The following is a 14,346-nucleotide window of genomic DNA, read 5'->3' as shown; positions in this document are numbered from 1 at the left end:
GCGCCCACACGCCGCTGAACGTCTTTGTCAAGCGGTGCGGCGCTGACACCCGACGCAGCAGCGCGCGTACGGCAGGATCTCCAACCGCTCGACGGGGATCGGCTGACCGCAGTCCTGACAGGTTCCGTAGGTGCCGTCATGTATCCGCTCGAACGCCTTCTCGACCTCTTTCAGCACTCGCTGCAGGGACTCCTGCTGTGCGGCCATGAGGTGATCGCTCGCATCCCGCTCGGTCTCTTCGATCGCCCTGAGCTGCAGGAGCCGCGAGTTGCGCTCGTGCTCAAGACGCTGGCGGGCCTCATGCGCGGTGAGGCGTTCGGGGCGGGACTCCGAGCGGGCGGTATCGAGCGGCATGGGAAGGCAGTCCTTTCACAGGCGGCGGTGGCCCGGCAGGGCGCACTCGCGAGCGGGGCTCACGCTGCCGCGCCGGGAGCCACAGCTCTCCATGGTCGCGGCCGCCTCGCTTCATGACCGCCACCCTGGCCGATCGGGACAGCAGGAACCATCGGCCGCGATACCCATTTGCGGGGGGCTTGAGGATGCATACGGCAAAAGGCCTCAGGTTGGCCGCAGGTCCCAGATGGTTGGGGCACCCCCTCGACGCACATGCCGTGCGGCAGACAGGCTGGCCGGGGCAGAGCAGCGGCCCAAGGCTGCTCAGCGAGCACGCCCGCGACAAGACCAGAGCCGGCGGTAGCCGATAGTGGTGGGAACAGTGCAATGAAGGAGGCGTAACCCGCTGTGTCCCTGTTCTGGCGGATTTTCGGACTCAACGCCCTGGTACTGGGCACGGCCACGGCCATGCTCTTGTGGGCACCGGTGACCGTCTCGGTGCCGGTTCTGCTTACCGAGGCCGTGATCCTGGTCGGCGGCCTGGCCGTCATGCTGGTCGCCAACGCCGTCCTGCTGCGTATCGGACTGGCCCCGCTGGACCGGCTCACCCGACTGATGACCAGGGTGGACCTGCTGCGTCCGGGCCAGCGACTACCAGTGACCGGACACGGTGGGGTAGCCGAACTGATCCGTACCTTCAACGCCATGCTCGATCGACTGGAAACCGAACGCGCCACCAGCAACGCCCGCGCCCTGTCCGCCCAGGAAGCCGAACGGCGACGCATCGCCCAGGAACTGCACGACGAAGTCGGACAGAGCATGACCGCCGTCCTGCTCGGCCTGAAGCGCACCGCGGATCGCGCCCCTGAGCCACTGCGCACCGAGCTGCAACAGGCGCAGGAGATCACACGCGAAAGTCTGGATGAAGTCCGCCGGCTCGCCCGCAGACTGCGACCCGGCGTCCTGGACGACCTCGGCCTGATCAGCGCCCTGACAGCGCTGACCACGGACTTCGCCACCCACACCGGACTGCGGGTGAAACGTCATTTCGACGCAGACCTTCCACCGCTGGACCCCAAAGCAGAACTGGTGCTCTACCGCGTCGCCCAGGAGGCGCTGACCAACATCGCCCGCCACGCCGAAGCCGAACGGGTCGAGCTGAGCCTGCGAGGAAGCGCCGTCTGTGTGTTGTTGTGCATCAGCGACGACGGACACGGCAACGGGATCGTCCGCGAAGGAGCCGGCATCCGCGGGATGCGCGAACGTGCCCTTCTCGTCGGCGCCACACTCGACATCGCCCCCGACACCGGGAATGGCACACGGGTCTCCCTGTCCGTGCCCGTCATGGCAGAACAGGACACCGCCCATGCCTGACCGGACCACCGCAATCCGCATCCTGCTCGCCGATGACCACGCGCTGGTACGCCGCGGCGTGCGGCTCATCCTTGAGGGCGAACCCGGCCTCGAAGTCGTCGCCGAGGCCGGCGACGGCGCCGAAGCCATCACCATGGCCCGCACCCATCCTGTGGACCTTGCCGTGCTGGACGTCGCCATGCCGCGGATGACCGGACTGCAGGCAGCACGGGAACTGTCCGCGCTCCAACCTGGCCTGCGCATCCTCATGCTGACGATGTACGACAACGAGCAGTACTTCTTCGAGGCCCTCAAGGCCGGCGCCTGCGGATACGTACTGAAGTCCGTCGCCGACCGCGACCTGATAGACGCCTGCAGAGCGGCGATGCGCGGCGAGTCGTTCCTCTACCCCGGCGCGGTCACCGCCCTCATCCGCAACTATCTCGAACGCGTGCGAGGCGGAGAAGAGGCCCCGGACCGCATCCTCACCGCTCGCGAGGAAGAGGTCCTCAAACTCGTCGCCGAAGGCCACTCGTCCAAGGAGATCGCCGAGACGCTGGTCATCAGCGTCAAAACCGTTCAACGCCATCGCGCGAACCTGCTGCACAAACTTGGCCTGCGCGACCGGCTGGCCCTGACCCGTTATGCCATCCGGGCCGGTCTGATCGAACCCTGACCATCCGCACGAAGAGAACCCTGCCCACCGTGGAAGTCCTCACGGCCATGTGCGGGCCGCTGTGCACCGTCATCGCAGACTCCGGACCCGTAGACACCCCAGCCCGAGCACGATGAGGTGTGCTCCTTCGAGGCACCGGGCGGCAAGAGGCTGCGTGAGGCCGTCATCAACGAAACCGGGCCCGTCCTGATCATCCGGCTCCGCGTACATCGTCCCGGTGGGCAGGCGCAACCGGTCAGCTCATGAGAGTGTCCTCCCACTCGAAGAACCGGATGTGTGGGGGATGCGGTGGGTGTAGGGCCGAGTGGCCATGGGTATGGAGAAACCCGTCAGCGCCTTTGAAACCACCGCTGGCGTGGTACGGCCGGTCGTCGGCTTGGCTGTGCGCGCCGTTCCCAACCGACTGCCGGTTCGGAGCAGCCCGGTACTCCTTGTGGAAGTGCCCCTTGCACGACGGCGCTACCGGGGCCCCGCTCATATGGTGAGGGTTGTGGAAGACGACAACGCTGCGCTCCTCGAAACCGCGGACTTGCGCTATCTGGCCCTGTGCGCCGCTCTTCTCCTGGCCGCCGCCCTGGTCCGCGCGATCGTGTACGTGGCATTGCGGCCGTGGAGAGCCGCCGCTCCTGCGCCGTGCTCCCTCAACCGTTACGACGTGGCGATGCTGACAGGTGGCTTCGAGCGCGTCGTCGCCTCGGCGATTGCGGGCTTGGCCGATGCGGGGGCCGTTACCCTCCACCCGGGTGCCGTCTCGGAAATCCGCCCGAAACCGCTGGCCCGGCCGCATCAGGACCCCGTCCAGGCGCAGGTGCTTGACCTCCTCCCCGGCTATCCGAACGGGCATCGACTGGTGGAGGCTTTCCGTCACACCTCCACCGCTGCTGACCTGCAACGTAAGCTGGTGTCCTCGGGAATCATGCTGCCGCACCGGTGGAGGTTTGTGCTCGCCAGGTGGTTCTCCGGTGCTCTGGTTCTCATCGCCATGTCGGTCACGGTCGTCGTGCAGTGGGGGGAGCTGCCGATGGACAAGTTCAGTGGCCTGCTGTTCCTCGAACTGATGATGTGCGGCGTGTTGGTGGTGCTGTGCGGCCAGTATTTGCCGCTGACGCTGTCGCGGCAGGGGGAAGCGCTGGCCACGAGCCTTGAGCAGGTGGGAGATCAGGAGCCGTCGGCCGACCAGACCGGGGACGCGGGGAGCGGCGTGCTGGATGTGCCCGATGGCGCTGAAGAGTGGCGCCTCGAACCCGGATGGGTCGGCTCCCCTGCCGGGAGGGTGGCCCTCAAGGGGTGGGATGAGTACCACGACAGGTGGGGGCAGCCCATCCCGTTGCAGTTCTGGGAGTTGCTGCCCGACAACGTCAGCCGGACGCCTGAAGAACACCAACGCCGCGGTCTGCTCTACCGAATCCTGGGCGCGGTGTGCGGGGTGCTCGCGATCCCGTGTGCCGTGTTCACCTTCACCGGGGTGCACTGGGTCGGTGTGTTCTGGCTGCTCTTCGCCTGGGCCGGCGCCCGGTGCGCGATTCTGGCCAGGAAACACCGAGCGGCGGGCAGGCGTGATCCACACCGCGTGACGCAGGACCCCGGTGCCGGCGTCTCCTACTCCCACCACCCGGGCGCTCCGTACCCTCATCGCCCCAGCGTGCTGTATCTCCGGTCGTTCGCGCACCACGATGCTTCTCTCGAACGAACCGCGCCATGGCAGAACATCAAGACCGCGATTCTGGGCTCCCACACCTCCTACATCGAGGAACTCGACCACACTCTCCGAAATTTCGGCCCGCCCGTCGCGATCGGGAATCCGGGCGCGGCGCTGCCCGGCCTGGGCCCTGCCCAGTTCTTCGTCCCCCCGGACCCCCGCCGCGACGGATCCGGCGGGCAACTCGAACGCTGGCAGGCCGAAGTGCTCAGGCTCATGGACAACTCGGCGCTCGTGGTGATCGCAGCAGGGCTTGGGGAGGGCCTGCTGTGGGAATTCCGGCAGGCGGCGTTACGCCTGCCCCCGCACCGGCTGGTCGTCATCGTTCCGCTCGACTGCGAGGGTTACGCCCTGTTCCGGGAACATACCGGCGCCTGCTTCCGTCGCGGCTTGCCCGCTGACACCCGCGAGCCCGACCGCAGGGGAGAGATAGGCCATGCGTTGATCTACTTCGACCACGACTGGACGCCCCGTTTCGCAGCATTCGCGGACCACCCGATGATCCAGCTGCACCTCGGCCGTATAGCGACCCGCTTCAGCGCGCGAAGATATCGAAACCAGATCGCCCACGCGATGTATCCGGTGTTCCGCGCCAACGACGTTCGTTGGCCGGGAACGGAGATTCCTGTTCCCTTCGGACGAGCCAGCCGGCAGATGCTCGTCCCGGGCATGTCCCTGGGCCTCGCCGTAGCCGTTGTCGCGCTGGGCGGCCCGGTGATCGCCCTCGGCTTGTCGGCGCTGCTGTAATCGCGTGCCCCACCTGCCGTTGGCCGTCCGAGGCGAACGCGGTACCGTCACTCGCGCTGCTCCGCGGAGACCACGTACTGGGCGAGATCCTCCTCGCTGACGACGCCCTCCCCCTCGCCCTCGACGAGCAGCAGCTCCGTGGAGGTCAGTGCATAGGCGCTGGCGAGGTTGTCGTACTGCTTCACCTCCAGCCAAGCCCCGCCCGCCGCGACCAGAACGGCCAGCAGGCTACCCAGATCGAAAGTCGTGACGTTCAGCAGGAGAAGTAGGGCCCTGAATACGCCGACAAGTTCAAGACCCAGTAGCGACAGTCGCCAGCGCTGCGACCGCTCCGCGTTGAACCTGGCCTTTCGCGCGTACCACAAGCGCTGATCTTCAACGCGTCCGCACTTGTACGCGGTGATTCGTATGGACAGCGGAGCTTGGCGCAGTTCCCGCATCCTGGTGCTGATCTGGGCCGGCAACTCCGATGCCGGTACGACGCCTTCGGGCAGTACGTCGAGGACCGACCGGATCTTACGGCGGAAGAGGGCCGCGGCCTCGTCGTCCCCGACGCCGTGAAACGGCTGGGCCCGCGTCGCGTACTTCCAGGCCAGGGACTTCAAAGACTCGGCCACGGCACGCCCCTGGTACCACGTCTCTTCCGGACGGGTGCGCAGCAGGAGGACTTCGGCTGCCAGGGCAATGATGAACGCCATGAGGGAGGTGGCGTCCAGTCCGTTGTCCACAAGCTCGGGAAGACCGTCGCTCAGACCGATGACTCCGCAGAGGGCGGGCCGCCACCGTGGCCCACAGTCGGATTCGCGTCAGGCGCTCACCCTGTTTGCTCCTCCCCCGAAGGTCAGCAGACTGTACGTACCACAGGGCGGTGCCGACAAGTCTGCCGGATCTCGTGCACCATCTACCTGTGGATCGCTTTGGCGGAAGATGACGGCGTGCTGCCAGGGCAGGTCAGCGCCGTAGCCGGGTCTGCTGCGGCCCTGGTAAGCCCACGTCCGCAGGGATAAGGGGGAGGGCGAGATGTGTGCCGAGCATATCCGCGATCAGCTACGGCCCGGGCGCCCTCGGGCAATCCCCGCGTCGCCAGCGCCGCACCCGAATTTCATCGGGGTTGATGTGCCGATGCCCCACCGCCCGTGCCCGCGCGGTCATGTTCTGCGCGAGCTGGGCGTTGGGCAGCTCCGCGCGTTCCATTAAGTGACTCAGGAGCACGTTGGGTTGCTTGGCCAGCCGCTTTCCGGCCTGTCACCGACTCTTACCGCCTCGCCGCCAGCACCCGAGTCCGAGCCACGGAGCCCGCCTGGGTCGACTGCCCTACCGTTACTTCCCTTGATGGTCCGCCGCCCTCACGGGCGGCGGACCATTATTCGCTCAGCTCGCCAACGTGCCCTGGTGAAAGTACATGCGCCAGTCGGTTTCCGTCATACGCCATAGCGAGCTCCGCCATGCTCGGCGCCCTTTGCTGTCGGCGAGGTACGTCAGGTGAATGATGCCCGGAGCGAGTACGACCCCGGACATCTCACTGACCTCGACCGGAGACTCCGCGTCCACTGAACCAGCACTCGTCACGGTGAGAATCGACGTCGCGTCCCAGCGCCTGCCAGACGCTCCGATCTCGGTGAACTCCGGGTCCAAAAGCTCCGAGACCAGGACTGAGGAAGCACGCACGTCAGGGTCGAGAAGCCGCATCTCCGCCGCAATAGCCGCCTGAACGGCCCACTCACTCTCGTCCGCCATGCATGAACCCTACGGACAGTCCCATCCCGCCATACCGAATAGTTGACGCAGGGCGGGGAGCGGCCGACAGCGTCGTCCTCATCTCGTCAACAATCCGGATCGGGCTGATCACCAACTGCCGTCGGAACCCATGCACAAGCTGTCACTGGGCACGAAGCCACGGTCGGCGGGCGACGCCGCCCGCTGAGCAGCACCGCGCAGGCCGTTGTGGTCAGCAGCCCGCCGGCAAGGAAAGCGGCCCGCACGCCGACTGATGCCAGGAGCAGTCCCCCGAGCGCGGCGCCGGCTGCGATACCGGCGTTGTAGGAAGCGGAGTTCGCCGCGAGGGCGATGTCCGTACGGCCTGGTGCACAGTGCAGCATCTCGTTCTGGGTGGCCATGAACACCGGTCCGAGTGCGCCGCCCATCAGCACCAGGAACACCACCGCTGCCACCGGGTCGGCACCGGCCGCGTACAGGCCGAGCAGGCCCCCGGCCTGCGTGGCCACGGCCGCGGCCAGGGTCGCGTGCGGAAAGCGGTCGAGCAGTGCCCCGGTGAGGGTCACTCCGGCCAGACAGGCGACTCCGAAAGCCACGAGCAGGGCGTTGACCGTGTTCGGAGAGAACCCGCTCACGTCGCCCAGGAACTTCACGAGGTAGGTGAATCCTGCGAATGCCCCGGTGACGGACAGGGCGCCGACCACGAGCACGGTGGCGAACCGGCGAGCGTCGGGAGCGGTCCCGAAGGCGGCGCGTGCCTCTTCCGGGCGTGTGGTCGGCAGGAGAGCGGCGATCGTCACGAGGGAGACGAGCCCCAGGCCCGCCAGCATGGCGATCGGTACCTGCCAGGCGCTCTGCCGGCCCAGCCAGGTCCCGGCGGGCACACCGAGCACGAGGGCCAGCGACCCGGCGACGGACAGTGCCCCCACCACACGCCCCCGGACCTCGGGTGCGAACAGTCCCACCGCGACCGGGCCCATCACTGCCCAGAACAGCGCCTGCGCCAGCGCGGTCAACAGCCGCGCCCCAAGAAGCAGCGGATAAGAGAGGGACAGCGCCGCGATCAGACTGGACACGGCGAGCGCGGCCAGCAGGCCGGTGAGCACATGACGCCGGGGCAGCGACTGTGTGACGCGGGCGAGCGGCAGAGATGCCACGGCCACCGTCACGCCGTAACCGGTGACCAGGAGACCGACCGCGGACACGGACACCGCTATGTCCTCGGAGATGAGTTCTAGGAGGCCGACCGGCAGGTTCTCTGCGGTGTTGAAGGTGAAGGCGGCCAGCATCAGAGCCAGGAGCACCGCCCGTCGGCGCCATGGAGCCGACGGTCGAGTGCTCCCGCGGCCCTGGCCCGCCCCCACCCGTTGCTCTCGCTTCGTGGCACCGCTCATAGAGGTACCTCACCGGGACCGCCGGACTCCCCGCAACCGGATTGATACCGGGTCCGGTTCGCCCACGCGTAACGGGCCGTCACGGACCAGTGGTTCTGACACAGCTACTCAGAGGCGTGCTGCACTCTTGCACGGTGAGCGAGAGTGCCGTGAACAAGGCGCCCGAAGACGTGCGAGCGGGCCCGGCGTTCTGCTACCAACAGGACCTGCAGAGGAACAAGGCAACAGTCAGGATCGGGGTCGTCCAGATGACGGACGAGGCGGCAGAGGAGCGGCGGCTGGGGAACCTGCCGGAGGAGACGAACCGTCTGGTCGGGCGACAAACGGAGCTGGCGCAGGTGGCGCGGCTGTGCCGGCGGGCGCGGCTGGTGACAGTGACCGGGGTGGGTGGCGTGGGCAAGACCCGGCTCGCGCTGGAGGCCGCGGCCGGGCTGCGATCCCGCTTCCGGGACGGGGTGTGGTGGGTGGAGCTGTCGCCGCTGCGCAAGGGCGGGCTATTGCCGCACACCATCGCCCAGGTGCTGCCGCTGGCCGACCAGACCGCCCGCCCGGTGATCGATGTCCTGGCCGACTACCTGGCGGACCGGGAGCTGCTGCTGGTCCTGGACACCTGCGAGCATCTGACCGACGCCTGCGCGCTGACCGTACAGGCGCTGGCGCGGGCCGCACCGGGCCTGCGCATCCTGGCCACCAGCCGCCGCACCCTGAACGTCCCCGGCGAGGAGGTGTGCACGGTCGAGCCGCTGCCGGTCCCGGAGACCGACGATCCCGCGGCGGCGCAGGCGGATGCGGTAGTGCTGCTGGCCGAGCGCGCCGCCGCGCACGCCCCCGGCTTCGCGGCCACCGACGCCCGCCGGGCAGAGCTGGTCGGCCTGTGCCGGCGCCTGGAGGGCCTGCCGCTCGCCATCGAGCTGGCCGCGGCACGCCTGGGCGAGCTGTCGGTGCGGGAGTTGACGGTGCGGCTGGACGACCGGTTCGCGGTCCTGGGGGAGACCGACGCGGTGGTGGAGGGGGCCGAGCCGCCCTGGCACCAGGCCCTGCGGACCGCGATCGGCTGGAGCCACCAGCTCTGCAGCCCGGCCGAACGACTGCTGTGGGCCCGCCTTTCGGTGTTCGCCGGTTCCTTCGACGCCGAGTCGGCCCGACTGGTGTGCGCGGACGCGTTCCTGGCCACCGAGCGCATCACCGACCTGCTGGCCACACTGGTCGACAAGTCGATCCTGACCTGGCAGCCCACCGGCGGCGGAGAGCGCTACCGCATGCTGGACACCCTCCGCGAATACGGCACCGGCTGGCTGCGCCGCCTGGGCGAGGAAGAAGCGCTGCGCCACCGGCATCGGGACTACTACCGGACCCTGGCCTACCGGGCGGACGCCGGCTGGATCGGGCCGGAGCAGATCGCCTGGTACGAGCGGACGGTCGCCGAGCACGCCAACCTCCGCACCGCCCTGGACTTCTGCCTCACCGAAGGGGACGGGCACGCCGCGCTGGAGATGGGCGGTGCGCTGTGGTTCTACTGGTTCGCCTGCGGCTTCGCGAGGGAAGGCCGGCACTACCTGGACCGGGCGCTCGCCCTGGCTCCGGCCCCCGGTCCGGCCCGCGCTAGGGCCCTGTGGGCCTGCGGCCTCGCCGCCATCGCCCAGGGCGACACGGAGACCAGTCTCCGCCTAGGCGGCGTCTACCGGGCGGCCATGGCCGATGGAACCGACGAGACCCCACCGATCGTCGCCGTCCACCTGGAGGGCGGCAGTCTCGCGCTGAGAGGTCAGCTGACGCAAGCGGCCGAGGTGCTCGATGCGGTGCTGCATCTCCGGCCTGTCGACGGGCGTTATCTCGGGGGGTGGCTCGTGGCACTGAGCGCTCAGGCCTTCGTCCACGCCCACCTCGGGCAGTACATCGAGGCCGCTGCCGTCGCCGAGGAACTGCGCGTGGTCTGTGTCCGGCGCGGTGAGATCTGGGCCCGTGCCTGGGGCGAGTACACGTGCGCGCTTGCCGCGCTGGGACTGGGACAGCCGGAGGAGGCCGCGGTCCATGCCCGCGCCGCCCTCGACGGCAAGCGCCGCCTGCACGACAGCCTCGGCATCGCCACGGTCATCGACGTGCTCGCCTCCGTGGCGATCGCGTCCGGACACGCCGAGCGGGCCGCCCGGCTCCTGGGCATCGCCGAACAGATCTGGCAGACCCTCGGCATCCCCCAGATGGGCTCGCCCGACCTCCTCGCTACCCGCATCGCATGCGAGACCCAGGCCCGCCGCCTCCTCGGAGACGACGCCTACCAAACCGCCTTCCACGCCGGCTACCACACCGACCCCGACACCGGCATCACCTACGCCCTCACCACACCGGACACCCCACCAGCCGTACCGCACGGCGTACCCGGCTGAGCGCCAGCCCCGGGACGCCGCTGCGAGCACCGCGACCCGCCGCCCCGGGGCTCAGGCCGCCGCCATCCACCGGACAGCAGAGATCGACAAACTTGACGAAGTGCTACTAGTCCGTGCAGGTGAGCGAGGGGCCGCGACTCAGATATCCGGGTAGCGGCCCCTTTAGTGCCTGTTTGCGATCCTCCGCGAGGTGCCTCGTGGACGAGTGGCGCGGGCGTTGGGTTGGTGCTGAAAAGACCATGGTCCAGGGCATAGTCTGATGGCAGGTCAGTGCTGATTGTTTCCGGGTGTTCTCCACCCAGTCCCTGTGCATGATGCTTCCGGTCCGGTCGCTGACACCGCCGATCGGCGGCTGACATGCCCCTACCGCCTCTGCCCGCGGCAGGCCCGCCCCCCCCCGGACAGGCCCCCGCCCTCGCGTGAGATGCGGGTGGCGGCCGCGCTGATCGATCTGGCCGACACCCTGGTCGCCGATTTCGACCCGGCCGATTTCCTGTACCGGGTTGCCGAGCACTGCATGGACCTGTTGGACATCGGCGATGCCGGGGTGATGCTGGCCACCCCCGGCGGTCCGCTGCGTCTGGTGGCGACCACCTCCGAGCGGGTCCGTCTGGTGGAACTCTTCGAGCTCGACGCCCGGGAGGGCCCCTGCCTGACCGCTTACGTTGAGGGCGTCCCCGTCGACCACACCGACCTGCACGCCCCTTCGTGCTGGCCGGGCTTCAGCGTCCGCGCCCGCGGCGCCGGCTATGTCTCCGTGCATGCCTCTCCGATCCGGCTGCGGAAGGAGACCATCGGCGTGCTGAACCTCTTCCGCCGCATTCCCGGCCCCCTGTCCGACGCCGACTGCCGCCTCGCCCGGGCGCTGGCGGATGCCACCGCCATCTCCCTGTTCCAGCAGACCACCCTGGATCACCACCGCACCCTCAGCGCACAGCTTCAAGGAGCCCTGGACACCCGCACCGTCATCGAACAGGCCAAGGGCTATCTCACCCGCCTCCATGCCACCGATCCCGACACCGCCTTCCACCGCCTGCGGGCTCACGCCCGTCACCACCAGATGCGCATCGCCGACCTGGCCCGCGACGTCATCGACGGCACCGTCATCCTCCCGCCCGATACCGAGGGGAGCCCTCGGTGCGACGGAACCGTGCCCTGACCCGTCCGAGCGGGTTTCTCACCCTCCTTTGGAGGTGCGGTCGCACCGCGGCTTCACGGCCCGCGCGGTGAGGGTGAAGAGGTCCAGCAGTGCCCGGATGGACAGGCCGGCCTCTGCCGGATGGCGGAGGGAACCGTTCAGGTTGAGGGTGCAGTGCGTGCGTCGCCCGATCCGTTCCCGACTGAGGTAACCGGCCGCTTCGAGGTCGCAGACGATGGCCTGGGCAGTGCGCTCGGCGATACGGCAGGCCGCTGCGATGTCGCGGATGCGCGTTGTGGGGTCCCGCGCGACGGCCAGGAGACGCGGGCGTGGTTGGTGAGGAAACTCCACCCTGCGCCCTGCCGGTCCACGATTCCCCTGCCCCTTCGACACCGCCCGTCGGCACGCCGGCCGGCACCGGCCCTTGGCCACGGCACTGGGCAGCTGCTTCCTAACTCCCCAGCCTTCGCTGCCGGGACTGCAGCGTCCCCATACGCCGCGCGTCTGCCCGCAGAGGGCCAGACAAAACCGGTGGCTGTAACGCGCCCGAAGTCGCTGACGAACGACACCGCAACTCAGGCTCTGACCCACTTGTTGTGGAGAGCTCATCGGTAGTGATGTCAGTGGCGTGTGGTGAGGTGGCCGCGCTCTGCCAGAGCCTGTCTTTGAACCCCCTGGTGAGCTGGCGGGCCTTGGCCACGTAGCCCGCCCGTGGAAGCCGTAGCGTCAGGCTGATCATCTGGGCTAGGCTCCACGACCATGACTACCGGGACGGCTTCGCGCCACGCACGGATCGGTGACCCGGTGCTCCGCTGAGCGCCGTACGGGCCGATGCGGGCCCCGTTGCACGAGCTCCGCCTTCGTCGTGTTGATCGCAGGTTCAACTGGCAACGACGATGGGAGAGTTCATGACTGTCAAGACGCTGGAGATTCCGACCGTGGACGGCGTGGCCGACGGATTCGCCGCCTTTCCCGGGGGCGGTGGGCGGCACCCGGGCGTGCTGATGTACCCAGACGGGTTTGGAATTCGGCCCGTACTGCGGGAGATGGCCGAGGAGTTGGCGGGACACGGGTACTACGTGCTCGTGCCGAATGTCTTCTACCGGCACGGGCCCGCGCCGGTGGCCGAGCTTCCCGAGTTCGTCGGGGCGCAGGACCGGGAGCGGGTCATGGGTGCGGTGATGCCCTTGATCCAGGCGCACAGCCTCGAGCGTGTTCTGCGCGATGCCGAGGGCTACCTCGGGTTTCTCAGCGCCCAGGCCGAGGTCGCCGCCGGGCCCCTCGGGGTGACCGGGTACTGCATCGGCGGGCTGTACGCCGTGCGCACCGCCGCGGCCCATCCGGGGCGGGTCGGCGCCCTCGCCGCGTTCCACGGGCCCGTCGGCGTCGACGGACCCAGGCTCTTCGAGACCGTCACCGCGCAGGTCCATCTCGGGCACGCCGAGGGTGACTTGACGCCCGATGCGCTGGGCGAGCTCAATCGTGGGCTGGATGCCGCGGGGGTCGCGTACACCTCCGAGATCTACCCCGGCACCGTCCACGGGTTCACCATGGCCGACACCGAGACCTTCAGCGCGGCCGGGCTGAAGCTGCACTGGGAGCGGCTGCTGCCCCTGCTGGAGCGCACCCTGAACGGCGGGTAGGGCTCAGAGCCTGTCTTTGGGCCCCCGCCTGCGCCTGACGAGGGCTCAAAGGCAGGCACTCGGTCGCTGTGGAGGAGGTCGTTCTTTGTCCGGGTACCGTCGCTGAGCCGGTGCCGGTGGGCGGGTGGATGATGATGCGGGCGCTCATAGGCCCTGTCCGAACCGCGGGACGTCGGCCGGGGCGAGGTCACTGCGAGGGCGGAGCGGCCGGAGGTGGTGCCGCCAGCGGCCGGCGCCGTCCAGGGCGGCGTCGGCCAGCTGCGTGGTGCGGTCGCCGCGATGCGGCCGGCCGCATCGCGGCGGCCGAGCAGCAGTGTGCCGGGACGGTGCAGGGAGCCGGTGACGGCCCCGACGATGGCCTCGGTGGACTCCCGTACGCGGTACTTCCGCCACCCGCCCGCCCACTCGCCTGGGACGTACGGCTGCTGCTGCCGCTTGAACACACAGCCCTCGTTTTCGCCTGCGACGTCGGTCAACAGGGGGCGCAGCCGGCGGTGGCGGGGGCAGAGACGCGGGCGAGCGTTGGGGGAAGCGTCCTACAGGCGCTTCCCCCGACCCTCTTGCCGGTGAGTCAGTCCTGGGCGAGGCGGTCGAGGAACTGGCCGACCAGTTCCAGGCCGGTGCGCAGCGTCCGGGTGTCGTCGGCGAAGCCGATGCGTACGGTGTGCTCGATGTCGAAGGCGGCGCCGGGGGTGAACATGACGCCGGTCTCCTGAAGGAGGCGGGTGCAGAACTCGTAGGAACCGATCGGGGCGTTGTAGTGCAGGAGCGCGGTGGTGCCCGAGGCCGGCTTCACATAGGTGATGTCGTCGCGGCCGGTGACCCACTCATCGAGGATCGCCGGTGATCCAGCCCAGGCGCAGCCCGGCCAGGGAGTACGGCTTGGACATGCTGCCGGTGGAGATGCCGCGCTCGTACAGGTCGGCGATCGAGGCGGTGAAACCGTCGCCGTCCTGGTCCACGCCCCGGTAGACCTCGTCGCACAGCACCCACGCCCCGACACGGTCGGCGATCTTCGCGATGCGGGTCAGCCCGGTGGCGTCGATGAGGGCGCCGGTGGGGTTGTTGGGATTGTTGACGGCGATGAGCTTCGTCTCCGGGGTGACCAGGCGGTCGAGTTCGTCCAGATCGGGAAGCCAGCCGTGCTCCTCACGCAACGTCAGATGGTCGACGCGGGCGCCGTAGCTGTCCGGGATGGAGTAGTGCTGCTGGTAGGTGGGGACGACGGCCACGATGTGGTCGCCCGGTTCGACGAGGGTGGTG

At 68.9% G+C, this 14,346-nt stretch carries 13 protein-coding genes; 6 read left to right on the top strand and 7 right to left on the bottom strand.

Annotated features, from left to right (window positions below; translation table 11 throughout):
• Positions 1–27: 27 nt before the first annotated feature.
• Positions 28–354: a TraR/DksA family transcriptional regulator gene (locus IF04_RS0131365; protein WP_030265592.1), complete on the bottom strand. Its 327-nt coding sequence runs from the start codon at positions 352–354 to the stop codon at positions 28–30.
• A 387-nt stretch (positions 355–741) separates the two neighbouring features.
• Here IF04_RS0131365 and IF04_RS0131360 point away from each other — a divergent pair, with 387 nt between their 5' ends.
• The 3 genes from IF04_RS0131360 (at position 742) to IF04_RS0131345 (ending at position 4,808) form a co-directional block, all read left to right on the top strand.
• Positions 742–1,707: a HAMP domain-containing sensor histidine kinase gene (locus IF04_RS0131360; RefSeq protein ID WP_030265589.1), complete on the top strand. Its 966-nt coding sequence runs from the start codon at positions 742–744 to the stop codon at positions 1,705–1,707.
• Complete coding sequence (locus tag IF04_RS0131355) at positions 1,700–2,362, top strand: response regulator (RefSeq protein WP_030265586.1); 663 nt, start codon at positions 1,700–1,702, stop codon at positions 2,360–2,362. Before IF04_RS0131360 ends, IF04_RS0131355 begins: the two co-directional genes overlap by 8 nt.
• Before the next feature lie 490 nt (positions 2,363–2,852).
• Positions 2,853–4,808 (top strand): TIGR04222 domain-containing membrane protein, encoded by a 1,956-nt coding sequence (locus IF04_RS0131345; RefSeq protein ID WP_157847734.1) that lies wholly within the window; start codon positions 2,853–2,855, stop codon positions 4,806–4,808.
• 47 nt (positions 4,809–4,855) lie between these two features.
• Here the strand turns inward: IF04_RS0131345 and IF04_RS0131340 are convergent, their stop codons facing one another.
• From IF04_RS0131340 to IF04_RS0131330, 3 genes are all read right to left on the bottom strand, one after another.
• Positions 4,856–5,536, bottom strand: a complete 681-nt coding sequence (locus tag IF04_RS0131340; RefSeq protein ID WP_051831732.1) for a DUF4231 domain-containing protein — start codon at positions 5,534–5,536, stop codon at positions 4,856–4,858.
• Positions 5,537–6,179: 643 nt separating this feature from the next.
• Positions 6,180–6,545: a nuclear transport factor 2 family protein gene (locus IF04_RS0131335; protein ID WP_030265574.1), complete on the bottom strand. Its 366-nt coding sequence runs from the start codon at positions 6,543–6,545 to the stop codon at positions 6,180–6,182.
• 86 nt (positions 6,546–6,631) lie between these two features.
• A complete protein-coding gene (locus IF04_RS0131330; RefSeq protein WP_211259886.1) occupies positions 6,632–7,813 on the bottom strand; it encodes an MFS transporter in 1,182 nt (393 codons plus the stop codon).
• 239 nt (positions 7,814–8,052) lie between these two features.
• Between IF04_RS0131330 and IF04_RS0131325 the strand changes: the two genes are divergently transcribed.
• Positions 8,053–10,302: an ATP-binding protein gene (locus IF04_RS0131325; protein WP_157847733.1), complete on the top strand. Its 2,250-nt coding sequence runs from the start codon at positions 8,053–8,055 to the stop codon at positions 10,300–10,302.
• A gap of 424 nt (positions 10,303–10,726) precedes the next feature.
• Positions 10,727–11,461 (top strand): GAF and ANTAR domain-containing protein, encoded by a 735-nt coding sequence (locus IF04_RS0131320; protein ID WP_051831730.1) that lies wholly within the window; start codon positions 10,727–10,729, stop codon positions 11,459–11,461.
• A gap of 18 nt (positions 11,462–11,479) precedes the next feature.
• Here IF04_RS0131320 and IF04_RS36210 read toward each other — a convergent pair whose 3' ends face one another.
• Positions 11,480–11,791, bottom strand: a complete 312-nt coding sequence (locus IF04_RS36210; RefSeq protein WP_342668235.1) for an AsnC family transcriptional regulator — start codon at positions 11,789–11,791, stop codon at positions 11,480–11,482.
• 557 nt (positions 11,792–12,348) lie between these two features.
• Between IF04_RS36210 and IF04_RS0131310 the strand changes: the two genes are divergently transcribed.
• Positions 12,349–13,083: a dienelactone hydrolase family protein gene (locus IF04_RS0131310; RefSeq protein WP_030265564.1), complete on the top strand. Its 735-nt coding sequence runs from the start codon at positions 12,349–12,351 to the stop codon at positions 13,081–13,083.
• Between the two features lie 571 nt (positions 13,084–13,654).
• Here the strand turns inward: IF04_RS0131310 and IF04_RS39390 are convergent.
• Positions 13,655–13,879 (bottom strand): hypothetical protein, encoded by a 225-nt coding sequence (locus IF04_RS39390; RefSeq protein ID WP_051831729.1) that lies wholly within the window; start codon positions 13,877–13,879, stop codon positions 13,655–13,657.
• Between the two features lie 31 nt (positions 13,880–13,910).
• The coding region (locus tag IF04_RS39385; RefSeq protein WP_211259883.1) for an aminotransferase class I/II-fold pyridoxal phosphate-dependent enzyme at positions 13,911–14,346 on the bottom strand (436 nt) is incomplete at its 5' end.

The organism is Streptomyces violens, assembly GCF_000717745.1.
In the GTDB taxonomy this organism is placed as follows: Bacteria; Actinomycetota; Actinomycetes; order Streptomycetales; family Streptomycetaceae; genus Streptomyces; species Streptomyces violens.
This window is presented reverse-complemented; position numbering and strand designations above follow the sequence as displayed.